The organism is Vreelandella nigrificans (genome assembly GCF_002374315.1).
GTDB lineage: Bacteria > Pseudomonadota > Gammaproteobacteria > Pseudomonadales > Halomonadaceae > Vreelandella > Vreelandella nigrificans.
This window is the reverse complement of record NZ_NWUX01000003.1, coordinates 1-15,891: the sequence shown is the minus strand read 5'-3', so window position 1 is coordinate 15,891 and position 15,891 is coordinate 1. Positions and strand designations below refer to the sequence as shown.

The window sequence follows — 15,891 nt, the reverse complement described above, 5'->3', positions numbered from 1 at the left end:
CGCATGCATGCTGTTGAGAGGCCCCATTAGTAAGAGCAATTAATGGGGTCTTCTCCTACCCTGGCGCGTCCAAATGGGTGGATGAACACCTCTTTCCCTTGTTGGTCAGCGCGTTTTTGAGTGGGGCAAATATCGAGTGTTCGTGCGCCGTAAATGACGCGGCCTTGGCTGTTATAAGATAGATAGCTTGCATTAACGTGCGTTTTGCTCGTCGAAGTGGCCCCTGCAATGGCGGGGAAAAAACGTACGATATCCTCACTTGGTATGCTTCCTGACGGCCTGCCAACAAAGACTACCCACTCACCGCCCCAACTGTCGGCTCCGGCCAAGCAAGCGTTCCGGCTATTGTTAACAGGACATACCGTCGTATCTATGTCGCGTGTAATTGCTGTGTTGCGTGCCAGTGTCAGCGCGGTTTGTATGCGGTTCACTTCACTCGTTATCGCCGAGCGCTCTTTGAGTGCTTGGAAGTTCGGAAGCCCCCAGGCTGCAAGGATACCCATCAAAGCCAGTGCTATCAGCATCTCGATGAGCGTGAACCCTTGCCAGCGATAATGGTATGACACTTGAATATCATGCATGGCTTCTCTCAGTAGCTTGACCTGCTTGATCTCGTCGCTATGCTGGCTCTTTGGTTGGCTGAAAGGCCGACTCCATTCTAGTGATAGCGGACAACTCTTGTGAGCGATTTCCTAATTATTGGCGGCGGGGTCATCGGTATGATGACAGCGCTGCAGCTAGCGGATGCTGGCCAAAAGGTAGTGCTGGTAGAGCGAGGCACATGTGGCCAAGAGGCATCCTGGGCGGGGGGAGGAATTGTATCACCGCTTTATCCCTGGCGTTATGCCTCCCCGGTCTCTCAGCTTTCGCGCTGGTCGGAAGGAGTCTATCCAACACTTGCGTTGCGCTTGCTGGAAGAGACAGGGATTGACCCCGAGTATCGCCAAAAAGGGTTACTGTACCTCAATGTTGACGACGCTGACGCTGCACTACGCTGGGCGCGCCAACTAGGCAAGCCGCTTGAGCGTGTAGACGAAGCATTTGTTCACCAGAAAGAGCCACTGGCTGCCGCCGCGCCTGAAGGTCATGCTTTATGGATGCCAACGCTGGGCAGCGTACGTAACCCACGCTTAGGCCAGGCACTGAGAGCGCGTTTAGAAGCGCTGCATAGTGTAACGCTGGTCGAACAGTGCAGTGTGCATGGATTTATTCAGCGCGAAGGCAAAGTGGTGGGGGTTGCCACTAGCCAGGGTGATAGGTTGGCTGAACAGTTGGTGGTATGTGGCGGTGCCTGGACAGCCCAATTATTGGCAGGATTAGACGTTCATCTGCCTGTGCGCCCAGTGAAAGGGCAAATGATTGCTTATCAAGCGCCACCAGGGCTGGTGCAGCGGGTTCTTTTGAAAGATGGGCGTTATATCATTCCACGTAGCGATGGCTTGCTGCTGGTGGGCTCGACGTTAGAAGAGGCTGGGTTCGATAAAACCACCGACGCGGATGCGTTAGCCTCGCTTAAAGCCAGCGCGGAAAGCATTGTTCCCGTATTAGCTAAACTTCCTGTTGTGCATCACTGGGCAGGCCTGCGACCCGGTTCACCGCATGGGCTACCTTTTATTGGTGCACTGCCTGAGTGGCAAAATGTTTACGTGAATGCTGGCCACTATCGCAACGGCTTGGTGCTGGCTCCTGCATCTACCCATGTGCTAGTCGACCAACTGTTGGGGCGCGAAGCATTAATCGATCCAACACCCTTTCAGCCGACTGCGGAGCGGTTAAAGGCCCACCTTTAAACCGTCATAGAAGAGACTATTGCTGAGCTAGTCGCGGTTCTCTTTGTCTTGCTGCTCTTGCTGAAAACGGTCGCGGTGAGCGCTAGAGCAAAACCACTGTTCGTTGTCTCGCAGTGCTTCGTCCTCAGGTACATGGACCTCGCACCATCGGCAACGAACCATTTTCCCGCCTTCATGGCGAGGAGGAGGGGGTTGCTGATGGCTCAGCATACGCTGGCGGTACATGCCATAAAGCTTTAAACCTGCGTAAAGTAGTACAGCAAAAATAATCAGCCGAATGATCAAAAGGTTCATCCTTCCATCGCTCCCATTGTGGGATATAAAAGTTATAGCTGCCTAGCCTTTGCCAGTTGATAGCCCTTGCGGGACAATGCAGCTAGTAAGTGACAACTTGTTTAGTTAGTGACACCGTGTACTAAAGATTCTCAAGAGATTTTAACGCCCATGCAAGACTTAACGCTGGTAATGGCCCAACTCGACCCATTGGTGGGAGATATTCCTGGCAATGCCGCACGTGCAATTGAAGCCGTGCGTGAAGCGAGGATCGAGCATGGTGCCGATATTGTTGTTTTTCCGGAGCTGTTCTTATCCGGTTATCCTCCGGAGGATTTACTGCTACGCCCTTCGATGGAGGCAAGGTTGCGGGAAGCGCGCGCCAAAATGGCGGCAAAAATCTCCCGGGATGTACTGGTTATTATTGGCTACCCCGGCGTGCGCGAAGGTGAATGCTATAACCTAGCGGGCGTGTTGTATAACGGTCAGTGGGAGGCTGAGTACGCCAAGCAAGCGCTACCCAACTACCAAGTGTTTGACGAACAACGCTACTTTACACCTGGCACCGCACCTCTAGTGTATGAGCATAAAGGGATCAAGCTTGGTCTGTTGATTTGCGAAGATCTGTGGCAGGGCACACCGGTACAGGCTGCCCGGGATGCGGGTGCAGAGGTGTTAATTAGCTTAAATGCTTCGCCTTATCACCAGGATAAGCCTCGTGAGCGACTGCGCCTGCTATCCCAGCGTGCCCAAGACGTGCAGCGTCCTATTATTTATGTCAATACCATCGGTGGCCAGGATGAGCTGGTGTTTGACGGTGGCTCAAGCTGTGTTGACGCCCAGGGCCAGCTAAAGGTGCTTGCACCCTATTGGCAGGCGGGGCTGATGCCAATTCAGTTGCTGCAAACCAGTACTGGCGCCTGGGAGCCCCAACCTGGTGAAATCGAGCCAGACGTTGAGCCTGAAGAGAGCCTTTACTGCGCCCTGGTGACAGGGTTACGAGACTACGTTAATAAAAGCGGTTTTGAAGGTGTGGTGCTGGGGCTTTCCGGTGGTATTGATTCAGCGCTTTCTCTGGCTATTGCGGTGGATGCGCTCGGCCCACAGCGGGTGCAGGCGGTGATGATGCCGTACCACTATACGGCGGATATTTCTAAACAGGATGCTGCCGAACAGGCCGAAATGCTGGGCGTGCACTACGATGTGATGCCTATTGAGCCCATGGTTGAAGCGTTTATGGGCACGCTGGCGGAGAGCTTTGCTGGTACCGAGCGTGATACTACCGAAGAGAATCTACAGTCGCGCTGTCGTGGCGTATTGTTGATGGCAATTTCTAATAAGAAAGGCTTGATGGTGCTGACCACGGGCAATAAAAGCGAAATGGCGGTTGGCTACGCAACGCTTTATGGCGACATGGTTGGTGGCTATAACGCTATTAAAGATGTGTATAAAACCTGGGTGTATCGTCTGGCCCGCTGGCGTAACACTCAGTCTCCGGCGATCCCTGAGCGAGTCATTGAGCGCCCGCCAAGTGCTGAGCTAGCACCGGACCAGCAAGATAGTGATTCGTTGCCCGATTACGATGTACTGGACGCGATCTTAGTCAGCTACATTGAAGGGGATATGAGCGCCGAGGCGATTATTGCCGCTGGTTTTGATGAAGACGATGTTTACAAAGTGGTGAGACTAGTCGACCGCTGTGAATATAAACGTCGCCAGGCGCCGGTCGGTGTACGAGTTACACCCCGTGGCTTTGGGCGTGACCGACGCTACCCGATTGTGAATGGTTGGCAGCCGGGCGATTAGTGGATTAATGCTGAATTAAGTAAGTGCCAAGGGAGTCAGTAATTCGCTGCCTCCCTTGGCTAGTACTGGCTTACAAACGAGTGCTGACTTACAAAGTAGCTGCCTTGGTTAGGTGGTTACCCACGAATTAACGCTGCGGCGTGATAGTAAAAACCACGCCGAAGCGTGGTTTTTAAGGTTTTGCAGCTTGGCAGGCTGAATAGTTCGAACGCTACTTGCTGCTGTGTTTTGGCAGGAATCGGCTGCCTTGTAGCTGTGCGTGGTTGGGTGCGTTTTCACGTAGCACTGCTAGCACTTCGCTGGCGCGATCTTCCATGCCAAGCCCTTGGTAACCCTCTACCATGGTGGCAAGCGCATCACGAGTGGCGGTGGCTTCGGGGTAGTTTTCTATCACCCAGCGGCCTCGCTCAACTGCGGCCAAGTAGGCACCGCGACGTAAATAGTAGTCGGCAACATGCAGCTCATGCTGGGCCAGCAGCTCACGCAGATAAACAATGCGTTGCTGGGCATCGGGGGCATACTGGCTTTGTGGGAAGCGTTGGATCAGCTCACGGAAGTCGTTGTAGGCATCGCGAGAAGCTCCCAGGTCACGCTTGGAAATATCGATTAAGCGCAGACGTTCCAGGCTAAAGCGACCTGCCTGCCAAGCGGACAGGCCGCGTAGGTAGTAGGCGTAATCAACCTGCGGGTGGTCTGGGTGTAGGCGAATAAAACGGCTGGCTGCAGCACGTGCTTCTTCCCAATTGCTGTTTTCGTAATACGCGTAAATCAGCTCCAGTTGCGCTTGTTCGGCGTGGGGGCCAAACGGATAGCGGGTGTCGAGAGCTTCAAGACGCTCAATAGCGATGGGGAAACGGTTACTGTCTAGCGCTGTGCGCGCAAGCTCGTAGAGTTCTCGCTCTTGTACGCCCGCAAACTCATCATCTTCTTCGGGGGTGGAGTTATTACTGGCACAGCCTGCCAAAAGGGCAAGACTTAAGGCTAGGGCGCCAAAGCGGTTGGCAGCGGAAAAAGCGCGCATCATCATCCTCGTTGCAAACAAGCCTCAATCACCGAAAAGCGACGATGGCCATAAGTAGAAATGGTAGAATAGGTCGCAGTTCGCCCACTATAAATCACCTAGACACAAAACGCAGGCTTAGCGACATTCCATTATTGCTAATGAAGTGCTGCTAATGAAGTAAAGTAGCGCTCAGTAACGGCTAAACGTCCTGCGTCTTAGAGAGGTTATTCATGTCTCGTATTGTTGAAGCCACGCAGCGGGTGCCCGCGACGCTAGCAGGCGCCCGGTTAGACCAAGCCGCGGCGGAGTTGTTCAGCGATTACTCCCGCGAGCGTTTGAAAGCGTGGATCAACGCCGGTGAATTAACGGTCGACGGCGCCAAACTAAAGCCTAAAGCAAAGCTCCATGGCCATGAAACGCTAGTACTTAAAGCCACCATCGAAGAAGACACCCGTTTTGAAGCTCAAGATATCGCGTTAGATATTGTCTATGAAGATGACGCGGTAATGGTGATTAATAAAGCAGCAGGCATGGTGGTTCATCCGGCGGCAGGCAATCCGGATGGCACTCTGTTGAATGCTTTACTACATCATCACCCCTCCCTGGCAGAAGTGCCCCGGGCTGGTATCGTGCACCGTCTGGATAAAGATACTACTGGCCTGATGATGGTCGCTAAAACGCTGCCTGCGCAAACGGCTCTGGTTGAGCAGCTCCAGGCGCGTAGCGTATCGCGTCAGTATGATGCGGTGGTGATTGGTAAGCCGGTAGCAGGCAGCACCATCAATGCGCCTATTGGCAGGCACCCAAAAGACCGTAAACGCCAAGCGGTGACCACGGCTGGTAAGCCGGCCATTACTCATTATCGTGTGGTTGAGCGCTTTCGTGCCCATACCCACGTGCGCTGTCAACTGGAAACTGGGCGTACCCACCAGATTCGCGTTCACATGGCTCATGCACGCTATCCGTTGATTGGCGATCCGTTATACAGTGGACGTGCCAAGTTACCGCCAGGCGCTGCCGAGCCACTAAAAGAGATTCTGCGCGAATTTCCACGTCAAGCGCTGCATGCTCGCAAGCTCAGTTTTGTACATCCCGTAAGCGGTGAAACACTTACCTTTCATGCCGATTTACCCGATGATCTGTTAATGTTGTTGGACTACCTGCGCGAAGACAACGAGACCATGCGATGAGCGACGCGATTGATCTAAAGCCCACGCTACTGCTGCCCGACTGGCCCGCACCTGACAATGTGCGGGCGTTTGTCACTACTCGGGAAACGGGGCCGAGCCAAGATGATTTTGCAGCTTTTAACCCAGCGGCTCATGTAGGCGATAATAAAGATCACGTGATGCTTTGCCGTCGCCTTATCCAAAAAGAGGTCGGTGATGAGCGCCCGTTGCTATGGCTGAACCAAACTCATGGTGCGCGGGTACAACAGCGCTACCAAAGTGATACGCCAGAAGCCGACGCTGCGGTTGCTAGCAGTAGCGACTATGCCTGTGTTGTGCTGACAGCAGACTGTTTGCCGGTGATGTTCTGTAACCGCCGAGGCACCCAAGTGGCGGTAGCTCACGCGGGCTGGCGTGGGCTGGCTGGTGGGGTGTTGGAGGCTACCGTAGCGGCGATGAACTGTGACCCAGACGAAGTTTTAGTATGGCTGGGACCGGCTATTTCCAACGCTCAGTTTGAAGTGGGGCCTGAAGTGTATGGGGCCTTTGTCGCGGTACACCCCGAAACCACTGAGGCGTTTGATCATAGCCCATACCGCCTTGGTCACTATATGGCGGATCTTTATCGTTTAGCGCGCTTTCGCCTAGAAGCGTTGGGGATTCACCATATTAGCGGCGGCCACTTCTGTACCGCCTGCGAGTCACGCTTTTACTCCTACCGTCGTGACAATGGCAACACTGGACGTATGGCAAGTGTGATCTGGATCAACGAACGTTAATAAACGATTTCGCAAGCCTGTGGTTTGCGCCTCGACCTCTTGAAAAGCGTGGAACTGGCTCCATTTAACTTGTCAAGCTAAGCGTTTTTAGCACATTTAAGACAGGTTATCGGGAAACGCCGTGGGTCCAAACGCACGGCCACCCCCAGGAGGAACCCATGCGATTTGATAAATTTACTGCCAAGTTGCAGGCCGCCATTGCTGAGGCGCAGTCCCTGGCAGTTGGCCGCGGCCATAATCAGCTTGAACCAGCTCATCTGCTGCTGGCCCTGTTAGATACCAAAGATACTGGCATTAAAGCCTTAGTCGAAAAAGCCGAAGGTAGCAGCTCTCGCCTACGTGATGGGCTAATGCAGCAACTGGATAACTTGCCCAAGGTGGGGCAGTTCGACGGTGAAGTGCAACCCTCACGGGACTTTATCAAACTTTTCAATCTAACCGATCGCGAAGCGCAAAAGCGCGGTGATCAGTTCATTGCGAGTGAGCTGGTGCTGCTGGCTGCGCTGGAAATGAATTCGTCGATTACCAAGCTGCTTAAAGAGGCGGGCATTAACCGCAAAAGCTTGGAGGCTGCTATCAACAGCCTGCGTGGTGGTGCCAAGGTGGACGACCCTAATGCTGAAGATCAGCGTGAGGCGCTCAACAAATACACGATGGATCTTACCCAGCGGGCTCTAGATGGAAAACTAGATCCGGTGATTGGCCGCGATGATGAAATTCGTCGCACCATTCAAGTGCTGCAGCGGCGCACCAAAAATAATCCGGTACTGATCGGTGAGCCTGGCGTGGGTAAAACCGCCATTGTTGAAGGTTTAGCCCAGCGTATCGTCAACGGCGAAGTGCCCGAAGGCCTAAAAGATAAGCGCGTGCTATCGCTGGATATGGGCTCACTACTGGCTGGGGCCAAATTCCGTGGCGAGTTTGAAGAGCGTTTAAAAGCCGTGCTCAAAGAGCTTTCCCAGGAAGAAGGGCGGGTCATCTTATTTATTGATGAGCTGCACACCATGGTGGGTGCGGGCAAAGCCGAAGGTGCAATGGACGCGGGCAACATGCTTAAGCCTGCTCTGGCGCGTGGTGAGCTGCACTGCGTGGGTGCGACTACGTTGGATGAGTACCGCAAGTACATTGAAAAAGATGCTGCCCTGGAGCGCCGTTTCCAGAAAGTGCTGGTGGATGAGCCCTCCGAAGAGGATACCGTAGCCATTCTGCGTGGCCTGAAAGAGCGCTACGAAGTGCATCACGGTGTGGATATTACTGACTCGGCCATTATCGCCGCGGCCAAGCTCTCCACCCGCTATATCACTGATCGTCAGTTGCCTGATAAAGCGATTGACCTGATCGATGAGGCTGCTTCACGCATCCGTATGGAGCTGGACTCCAAGCCTGAAGAGATGGATCGTCTGGATCGACGTCTGATCCAACTTAAGATGGAGCGCGAGGCGCTTAAGAAAGAGACCGACGAGGCCACTAAGAAGCGTCTTGAGGCGCTGAACAACCAGATTCACGAATTGGAGCGTGAATATGCTGACTTAGATGAAATCTGGAAGGCTGAAAAAGCCAGTATTCAAGGAGCTGCCCAATTTAAAGCGGAGCTTGAGCAGGCGCGCATTGATTTAGAGCAGGCCCGTCGTCAAGGCGACTTGGGGCGTATGTCGGAAATTCAGTACGGAAAAATCCCCGAGCTTGAGAAGAAAATCAGCGAAGCGGGCGAGGGTGAAGCGGATACTGCTAGCCACCAACTGTTACGCTCCAATGTCACCGAGGAGGAGATTGCCGAGGTGGTCTCCCGCTGGACAGGCATTCCGGTCTCCAAGATGCTGGAGGGCGAGCGCGACAAATTACTGCGCATGGAAGAGGCACTGCATCAGCGTGTAATTGGTCAAAATGAGGCCGTAGAGGCAGTGGCTAACGCGGTGCGCCGCTCGCGGGCAGGGCTTTCTGACCCGAATCGACCCAATGGCTCGTTTTTGTTCCTGGGCCCAACCGGTGTAGGTAAAACCGAGCTTTGTAAGTCGCTGGCCAACTTCCTGTTTGATACCGAAGAAGCGATGGTGCGTATCGATATGTCTGAGTTTATGGAGAAGCACTCCGTGGCTCGCTTGATTGGTGCGCCTCCTGGCTACGTAGGCTATGAAGAGGGTGGTTATTTAACTGAGGCAGTGCGGCGTAAGCCTTACTCGGTGCTGCTGTTGGATGAGGTGGAGAAAGCCCACCCGGATGTGTTCAATATCCTGCTACAGGTACTTGAAGACGGCCGCTTAACCGATGGCCAGGGTCGCACGGTAGATTTCCGTAACACCGTGATTGTGATGACCTCCAATATGGGCTCGGACATTATCCAGCGCATGGGCGGTGACTCTAGTGGTGATCAAGACAGTGACTATGAAGTAATGAAAAACATGGTGATGGAAGTGGTAGGTAATCACTTCCGGCCTGAATTGATTAACCGCATCGATGAAGTGGTGGTGTTCCACGCCCTTGGCCAAGAGCAGATTCAGGCGATTGCGGGTATTCAGCTTGAGCGCTTGAAGCTACGCCTTGCCGAGCACGACCTAAAGCTTGAGGTCAGTACGGAAGCTATGGCGCAACTTGCGGTAGTGGGTTTCGACCCGGTGTATGGCGCGCGGCCACTTAAGCGGGCGATACAAAGCCGCATCGAAAACCCGCTTGCCCAGGATCTACTAGCGGGCAAATACGCCCCCGGCGACACCATCCATATCAGTGCCGAGGAGGGTAAACTGGTGTTTGCCTAATTGGCATCTGTGCAACTGAGTCGCCTTTGCGCAATTGAGCCGTCTTTGCGCAATCGAACCGTTTTTGCGCAATCGAATAGTTAAAAAGCCCTTCTGGTTTAGTTTGAAGGGCTTTTTTTATGGCTTTCTACGACGTTTGTTGCGTTTGTCCAGGTAGGAGGTTGACAGGCTGAGAGAGCTAATAGAATCTTGTGAGTTCCTGATTTGCGGGCGCGGAACCAACGGGCAACCCCTAATCCCCGCGCGAAGGGTAGGCAAAGGCCTTTACCCGCCGAAGGACTTCCGGGCTTGGGCTAACCGCTCGACCTGGCCAACGCCCCGACACGGCAAACCGTCGTGATGAGAGTGCAGGCCCTAACCGGGCCATATGCCAGGGTTTGGCATCAGGTGCCGGCATGGGCCGGCAGCGGCATACCGCCGCACTCGACACCGCAGGATGTCCTGCGGATCGCACTCGAGACCTTCAGGGGAGAAACACAGTGGAACTGCTTTCCGGCGCAGATATGATCGCCCGCTTCTTGCAAGATGAGGGCGTTGAGTACATTTATGGTTATCCCGGTGGCGCGGCGCTGCATATTTATGATGCGCTGTTCCGCCAAGACAAAGTGAAGCACATTCTGGTGCGTCACGAGCAGGCGGCGACCCATGCGGCGGACGGTTATGCCCGTGCGTCAGGTCAGCCTGGTGTAGTGCTGGTCACCTCCGGCCCTGGCGCGACGAATGCGGTCACCGGTATTGCCACCGCCTACATGGACTCTATACCAATGGTCGTGTTGTGCGGTCAGGTAATGAGTCATCTGATTGGCGACGATGCCTTTCAGGAAACCGATATCGTGGGCGTTACCCGTCCTATCGTGAAGCACAGCTTCTCGATTCGTCATCCGTCTGAAATTCCTGAAGTGCTGAAAAAAGCCTTTTACTTGGCGTCTACTGGTCGTCCTGGTCCAGTGGTGGTGGATATCCCTAAAGATATGACCGCCCCAACCGAGCGCTACGAATACGTTTACCCGAAAAAGGTTAAGCTGCGTTCGTACAACCCGGTTACCCGTGGCCACACCGGACAGATAAAAAAAGCTGTCGAGCTGATGCTGAAAGCCAAGCGCCCGGTTTTCTATACCGGCGGCGGTGTGGTTACTGGTAAGGCAAGCGAAGGGCTGACCGACTTGGTTAAACAGTTGGGCTTCCCGATTACCACCACGCTAATGGGGATTGGCGCATATCCGCAGAGCGATAGGCAGTGCCTGGGCTGGCTGGGCATGCATGGTTCTTATGAATCCAATATGGCCATGCATCACGCTGACCTGATTATCGCGATTGGCGCGCGTTTTGACGACCGAGTGACCAATAACACGTCTAAGTTCTGTCCTACGGCGAAAATTATTCACGTGGATGTGGATCCCAGCTCGGTATCTAAAACGGTGCGCGCTGATGTGCCCATCGTGGGGCCAGCGTCTAGTGTTATTAATGAAATGATCAGTCTCGTTCAAGGTCAGTCAATTTCGCAGCCTGAAGCGTTAGCCGAGTGGTGGCAGAAAATTGACGGCTGGCGTGCTGAGCGTGAAGGTAAGCTGTATGAACCTTCCAAGCCAGGTGAAGTGCTCAAACCTCAGGAAGTCATCGAAGCACTATGCCGTGTCACCCGTGGTGAAGCGTATGTCACGACGGACGTTGGTCAGCATCAGATGTTTGCTGCCCAGTACTATAAGTTCGATAAGCCTAATCGACTGATCACGTCAGGCGGCTTGGGCACCATGGGCTTTGGCTTCCCGGCCGCCATGGGTGTTAAGCAAAACTTCCCAGAGGACGATGTTGTATGCGTCACTGGTGAGGGCAGCTTCCAGATGATGATGCAGGAATTATCGACCTGTAAGCAGTACGGCGTAGGTGTGAAAATTGTAAACCTCAACAATGCCTCGCTTGGCATGGTGCGCCAATGGCAGGATTTGAACTACAAATCTCGTCATGCGCACTCGTATATGGAGTCGCTACCCGATTTCCATATGCTGATTGAGGCTTACGGGTTCACCGCGATCACTGTGAATACGCTTGATGAGTTGGAGCCAGCGCTAGAGCGCGCCTTTGCCAACAAGCACGAGCTGGTATTCCTGGATGTGAAGGTCGACCCCTTCGAGCACGTCTATCCGATGCAGGTGCCATTGGGTGCCATGCGTGACATGCTGCTGTCTAAAACGGAGCGTACCTGATGCGTCATATCATCTCGATTCTGATGGAAAACGAACCGGGTGCTCTGTCACGTGTGGTCGGGCTGTTCTCCCAGCGTAACTTCAATATTGAAACGCTTAACGTAGCCCCGACTGAAGACCCGTCGCTATCGCGTTTAACCGTGACCACTATTGGTGATGACCGAGTAATTGAGCAAATTACTAAACATCTCAATAAATTGATTGATGTGGTGAAGCTGGTTGACTTAACCGAAGGCAACCATATTGAACGCGAGCTAATGCTGGTGAAAGTGAAGGCACTAGGCGCTGCCCGCGATGAAGTGAAGCGTACGGTAGATATTTTCCGCGCGCAGATCGTTGACGTGACGCCGAGCCTTTACACCGTGCAGATCACCGGTGACGCTTCGAAGCTAGATGCTTTTTTACAGGCCATGGCGCCGGTAGGCATTCTTGAAGTGGCGCGTACCGGAGTCTCCGGCATTGCCCGCGGTGATAAGGTACTGTCGCTTTAAACGGTTAACACTGATTGAGAAGGCCGCTCCTCTATGGAGCGGCTTTTTTATGGAAGGGGTAAAACGGTATTAGCGCGGGCTAACGGTGGCCCAGAAGGCATCAATCATAGGGTTTTTAAGCCGCCGATTAAGGACGCAAAGCCCAACGTCATAGTGAGGCAGTTCGGGTTTTACATTGAGCACCTGAACCCGTTCGGCCAACGGGCTGTTATCCAGCACAATTTTTGGTACCACACCCACGCCAAATCCTAACCCCACCATGCTCACAATCGCTTCGTGCCCTGCTACTTGGGCATAAATACGCGGCGTAATACCCATGGCTTTAAACCACGTATTGGCGTACTCCCTTGACAGTCCCGCTTCCGAAAGAATCATAGGCACGTGTTGCCACTGCTCGGCGGTAGAGCTTTGCGGTTGGCGTGGCAGCCAATCATGGATTTCGGTGGGAGCGATAAACAACAGTGGCGAGCGGGTAAGTGATTTGAATGCTAGTGCGCTGGGTGGAATCCTTGGGCGCGGTGTAATCGCCATGTCATCAGTGCCTTCCAATACCCGTGACATGGCATCGGCGGGGTCGCCAGTATGTAGCTTAAGCTCAATACCTGGGTGGCGGATGCGCACATCGCTCAATAGTTCGTATAGGAAGCTATAGCTTGCGGTTACCGAGCAGTAAATGCTGATTTCGCCGCGTAGCTGTGCTGTGGTGGCCGTCAGAGTGCGTTTCTGTGTTTCCCACTGCTCTAACGTCTCTCTTGCGTAGTGCTGAAATGCTAATCCCTGGGGGGTGAGTGTGACGTGGCGGTTGTCACGCTCAAACAGGCGAGTGCCCAGCTCGCTCTCTACCTGCTGAATCGAGCGGCTTAGTGTTGATGGGCTGATATGGCAAAGTTCACTGGCACGGCCAAAGTGCAGCGTTTCGGCGAGTATTACGACGTGCTTAAGTAGACGAAAATCCATAAGTAGCCAGTGCCTTAGTTGTATTTCATAAAGTGAAATAGTATGTTGCAAATATAGCGTTTTACGCAATGGTGGTGTTGGCGTAGAGTAATCCCAACGCCTAATCCTAGTGCTGCATAAGACGGCGCAGGTGGCCATCAACGCTGACACGCGTCATAAAAAAATCATCGCTATGTAATGATCATTTTTTGATCAAATACTATTTCTGGAGCTTCGCCATGCACGTTTACTACGATAAAGATTGCGACCTGTCTCTCATTCAAGCCAAAAAAGTCACTATCGTTGGCTATGGCTCGCAAGGCCACGCCCATGCGAACAACTTGAAAGAGTCAGGCGTTGACGTCACCGTTGCACTGCGCAAAGGCTCCTCTTCAGCCGCTAAAGCTGAAGCAGCTGGCCTGAAAGTTTCAAGTGTTCCGGAAGCTTGCAAAACTGCTGACGTTGTCATGATTTTGGCACCGGACGAAAACCAGAAAGCTATCTATGAGCAGGAAATTGAGCCGAATCTGAAAGAGGGCGCAACGCTAGCCTTCGCCCATGGCTTTAACATTCACTACAATCAAATCGAGCCGCGCAAAGATCTCGACGTGATCATGATCGCGCCGAAGGCGCCAGGCCACACTGTTCGTTCTGAATTTGTTAAAGGCGGTGGTATTCCTGACCTGATTGCCATCCACCAGGATGCATCCGGCAACGCCAAAGAGCTGGCGCTCTCCTATGCAGCAGGCGTTGGTGGTGGCCGTAGCGGTATCATCGAAACCACTTTCAAAGATGAGACCGAAACAGACCTGTTCGGCGAGCAAGCGGTTCTGTGTGGTGGCGCGGTTGAGCTGGTAAAAGCAGGCTTTGAAACCCTGACTGAAGCTGGCTATGCGCCGGAAATGGCATACTTTGAGTGCTTGCATGAGCTTAAGCTGATCGTCGACCTGATGTACGAAGGCGGCATCGCTAACATGAACTACTCCATCTCTAATAATGCGGAGTACGGTGAGTACGTCACGGGCCCTGAAGTGATTAACGATGAGTCTCGTGCAGCGATGCGTAATGCTCTGAAGCGTATCCAGACTGGTGAATACGCCAAAATGTTCATCCAGGAAGGTAACACTAACTATCCGTCCATGACTGCACGCCGTCGCCTGAATGCTGAGCACGAAATTGAGCAGGTCGGTGCCAAGCTGCGCGGCATGATGCCGTGGATTGCAGCCAACCAACTGGTTGATAAATCTAAAAACTAAGCGGTTATCACTGCTAAGTTAGTTAACACTGTTAAATTAGTTGTAGCCTCGGGGCGCGCATTGTCGCGCCCCGAGTCGTTTGTCACTATCTATAAACCACTCACTATCAGCTACTCACCAGCATTAGGCTGGCTGAGCGCGGCTCACCGTGTAGAATGAAGAGATCACTGTTCACGTGACTTCACTTTAAACGGATGACACTTATGACCCAGGACGCTCGTGATCAAGAGCATTCAATGAACTCCTCGGCGGATGCTCACGGCCCTAGTGAGCCGATCGGTAATGAGGATTTAGCCACTGTCTTTTTGCGGGAGACGGAAGTGGTGGAGGAGGCCGTCGAAGACGGCAAAAAAATCCGCCGCAAAGGGATCTATCTGCTGCCCAACTTATTTACCACCTCTGCACTCTTTTCAGGTTTTTTTGCGGTCGTCGCCGGGATCAATGGTGAGTTCACCTCAGCTGCTGTCGCTATCTTTATTGCTATGGTGTTGGATGGGTTGGATGGTCGTGTTGCCCGTATGACGAATACTCAGAGTGCCTTTGGTGCTGAGTACGACAGTCTGTCTGATATGGTTTCGTTTGGTATGGCGCCTGCATTAGTGGCTTTTACCTGGATACTGCAAGATATTGGGAAGACCGGCTGGGTTGTTGCGTTTCTCTACGTTGCTTGCGCCGCTTTACGTCTCGCGCGCTTTAATGTGCAAATTGGTAGTGTCGATAAGAAATGGTTTATCGGGTTGCCAAGCCCTTCCGCGGCGGCACTGGTGGCAGCCTGTGTGTGGACCTTCCATAGCTTCGATGCGGATGCTGTGGGCTTCAAGCTACTGATGCTGTTTGTCGTTGGTGCCGCAGGTATCTTAATGGTGAGTAATATTCGCTATTACAGCTTTAAAGATCTGGACTTCAAAAAACCGGTGCCTTTTGTAGTGCTTCTGGCGGTGGTGTTAGGTTTCGTGATGATCTCTGTCGAGCCCTCAGTAATGTTGTTACTACTGTTTGGTGCTTATGTGGCCTCTGGTCCGGTATTGGCTGTTATGCGCAAGGCAAAACCCACAAGCTGAGGCTTTTTCATACTTATTGAAAAAAGGCCTTGCCAAAGCGGCAGCGAATCCGTAAAGTACGCATCCGCTGCCGGGGACGCCAAGCGTTACCAGCGGTGAATAAGGTGTAAAAACCTTGGTTTGTCAGGCAGTTAACGCTTTTTAGAAAGCGCGCCGTTTGAGATGAATTAGTTTCTTCATCGAAAAACAGTGATTGACAAACACCAGGAAGTGCGTAGAATACGCCTTCCTCGCTGAGGCCAAACAGTTCATCGGGTGGCCAGTAACTTCACAAGAAGTTCAGCAGCGAAAACAGCTCTTTAACAATTTGATCAGGTAATTCATGTGGGCGCTTGCCGATGAGGGTGATAAATCACCAAATATCAAGGCA

At 53.0% G+C, this 15,891-nt stretch carries 13 protein-coding genes; 9 read left to right on the top strand and 4 right to left on the bottom strand.

Translation table 11 applies throughout. The features are described 5' to 3' along the window. Nucleotides 1–26 precede the first annotated feature (26 nt). Nucleotides 27–581: a GspH/FimT family pseudopilin gene (locus CPA45_RS05475; RefSeq protein WP_096650811.1), complete on the bottom strand. Its 555-nt coding sequence runs from the start codon at nucleotides 579–581 to the stop codon at nucleotides 27–29. Nucleotides 582–680: 99 nt separating this feature from the next. Here CPA45_RS05475 and thiO point away from each other — a divergent pair, with 99 nt between their 5' ends. Further along, nucleotides 681–1,790, top strand: coding sequence for a glycine oxidase ThiO (gene thiO, locus CPA45_RS05470; RefSeq protein ID WP_096650613.1), 1,110 nt, complete (start codon nucleotides 681–683; stop codon nucleotides 1,788–1,790). A 27-nt stretch (nucleotides 1,791–1,817) separates the two neighbouring features. On the opposite strand, the gene CPA45_RS05465 is transcribed toward thiO, so the two are convergent. Beyond that, nucleotides 1,818–2,084 carry a PP0621 family protein gene (locus CPA45_RS05465; RefSeq protein ID WP_096650612.1) on the bottom strand — a complete coding sequence of 89 codons (267 nt, stop codon included), beginning with the start codon at nucleotides 2,082–2,084 and terminating at the stop codon, nucleotides 1,818–1,820. A 150-nt stretch (nucleotides 2,085–2,234) separates the two neighbouring features. Here CPA45_RS05465 and CPA45_RS05460 point away from each other — a divergent pair, with 150 nt between their 5' ends. Beyond that, nucleotides 2,235–3,869 carry an NAD+ synthase gene (locus CPA45_RS05460; RefSeq protein ID WP_096650611.1) on the top strand — a complete coding sequence of 545 codons (1,635 nt, stop codon included), beginning with the start codon at nucleotides 2,235–2,237 and terminating at the stop codon, nucleotides 3,867–3,869. 211 nt (nucleotides 3,870–4,080) lie between these two features. Here CPA45_RS05460 and CPA45_RS05455 read toward each other — a convergent pair whose 3' ends face one another. Next, nucleotides 4,081–4,890 carry an outer membrane protein assembly factor BamD gene (locus tag CPA45_RS05455; RefSeq protein WP_096650610.1) on the bottom strand — a complete coding sequence of 270 codons (810 nt, stop codon included), beginning with the start codon at nucleotides 4,888–4,890 and terminating at the stop codon, nucleotides 4,081–4,083. Between the two features lie 212 nt (nucleotides 4,891–5,102). Between CPA45_RS05455 and rluD the strand changes: the two genes are divergently transcribed. From rluD to ilvN, 5 genes are all read left to right on the top strand, one after another. Continuing rightward, nucleotides 5,103–6,062 carry a 23S rRNA pseudouridine(1911/1915/1917) synthase RluD gene (rluD, locus tag CPA45_RS05450; RefSeq protein WP_078090035.1) on the top strand — a complete coding sequence of 320 codons (960 nt, stop codon included), beginning with the start codon at nucleotides 5,103–5,105 and terminating at the stop codon, nucleotides 6,060–6,062. Continuing rightward, complete coding sequence (gene pgeF / locus CPA45_RS05445; RefSeq protein ID WP_096650609.1) at nucleotides 6,059–6,820, top strand: peptidoglycan editing factor PgeF; 762 nt, start codon at nucleotides 6,059–6,061, stop codon at nucleotides 6,818–6,820. The genes rluD and pgeF overlap by 4 nt, the downstream gene beginning before the upstream one ends. A gap of 158 nt (nucleotides 6,821–6,978) precedes the next feature. Beyond that, entirely contained in the window at nucleotides 6,979–9,573 is a 2,595-nt protein-coding gene (gene clpB / locus CPA45_RS05440; RefSeq protein ID WP_096650608.1) for an ATP-dependent chaperone ClpB, read from the top strand. A 479-nt stretch (nucleotides 9,574–10,052) separates the two neighbouring features. After that, nucleotides 10,053–11,777, top strand: a complete 1,725-nt coding sequence (locus CPA45_RS05435) for an acetolactate synthase 3 large subunit (RefSeq protein WP_096650607.1) — start codon at nucleotides 10,053–10,055, stop codon at nucleotides 11,775–11,777. Next, nucleotides 11,777–12,268: an acetolactate synthase small subunit gene (gene ilvN / locus CPA45_RS05430; protein ID WP_078090039.1), complete on the top strand. Its 492-nt coding sequence runs from the start codon at nucleotides 11,777–11,779 to the stop codon at nucleotides 12,266–12,268. The genes CPA45_RS05435 and ilvN overlap by 1 nt, the downstream gene beginning before the upstream one ends. Nucleotides 12,269–12,337: 69 nt before the next feature. Here ilvN and ilvY read toward each other — a convergent pair whose 3' ends face one another. Further along, the gene (gene ilvY / locus CPA45_RS05425) at nucleotides 12,338–13,225 is read right to left on the bottom strand and encodes an HTH-type transcriptional activator IlvY (RefSeq protein ID WP_096650606.1); all 888 of its coding nucleotides are present in this window, start codon (nucleotides 13,223–13,225) and stop codon (nucleotides 12,338–12,340) included. A gap of 218 nt (nucleotides 13,226–13,443) precedes the next feature. Here ilvY and ilvC point away from each other — a divergent pair, with 218 nt between their 5' ends. After that, entirely contained in the window at nucleotides 13,444–14,460 is a 1,017-nt protein-coding gene (gene ilvC, locus CPA45_RS05420) for a ketol-acid reductoisomerase (RefSeq protein ID WP_078090041.1), read from the top strand. A gap of 203 nt (nucleotides 14,461–14,663) precedes the next feature. Next, nucleotides 14,664–15,521, top strand: a complete 858-nt coding sequence (pssA, locus tag CPA45_RS05415) for a CDP-diacylglycerol--serine O-phosphatidyltransferase (RefSeq protein ID WP_096650605.1) — start codon at nucleotides 14,664–14,666, stop codon at nucleotides 15,519–15,521. Nucleotides 15,522–15,891: the final 370 nt, after the last annotated feature.

Bases quoted from the DNA above. Each gene is read 5' to 3' on its own strand.
- CPA45_RS05475 (WP_096650811.1), bottom strand. From the start codon at position 581: ATGCATGATATTCAAGTGTCATACCATTATCGCTGGCAAGGGTTCACG.
- clpB (WP_096650608.1), top strand. From the start codon at position 6,979: ATGCGATTTGATAAATTTACTGCCAAGTTGCAGGCCGCCATTGCTGAG.
- ilvC (WP_078090041.1), top strand. From the start codon at position 13,444: ATGCACGTTTACTACGATAAAGATTGCGACCTGTCTCTCATTCAAGCC.
- ilvY (WP_096650606.1), bottom strand. From the start codon at position 13,225: ATGGATTTTCGTCTACTTAAGCACGTCGTAATACTCGCCGAAACGCTG.
- CPA45_RS05465 (WP_096650612.1), bottom strand. From the start codon at position 2,084: ATGAACCTTTTGATCATTCGGCTGATTATTTTTGCTGTACTACTTTAC.
- CPA45_RS05455 (WP_096650610.1), bottom strand. From the start codon at position 4,890: ATGCGCGCTTTTTCCGCTGCCAACCGCTTTGGCGCCCTAGCCTTAAGT.
- CPA45_RS05460 (WP_096650611.1), top strand. From the start codon at position 2,235: ATGCAAGACTTAACGCTGGTAATGGCCCAACTCGACCCATTGGTGGGA.
- pssA (WP_096650605.1), top strand. From the start codon at position 14,664: ATGACCCAGGACGCTCGTGATCAAGAGCATTCAATGAACTCCTCGGCG.
- ilvN (WP_078090039.1), top strand. From the start codon at position 11,777: ATGCGTCATATCATCTCGATTCTGATGGAAAACGAACCGGGTGCTCTG.
- pgeF (WP_096650609.1), top strand. From the start codon at position 6,059: ATGAGCGACGCGATTGATCTAAAGCCCACGCTACTGCTGCCCGACTGG.
- rluD (WP_078090035.1), top strand. From the start codon at position 5,103: ATGTCTCGTATTGTTGAAGCCACGCAGCGGGTGCCCGCGACGCTAGCA.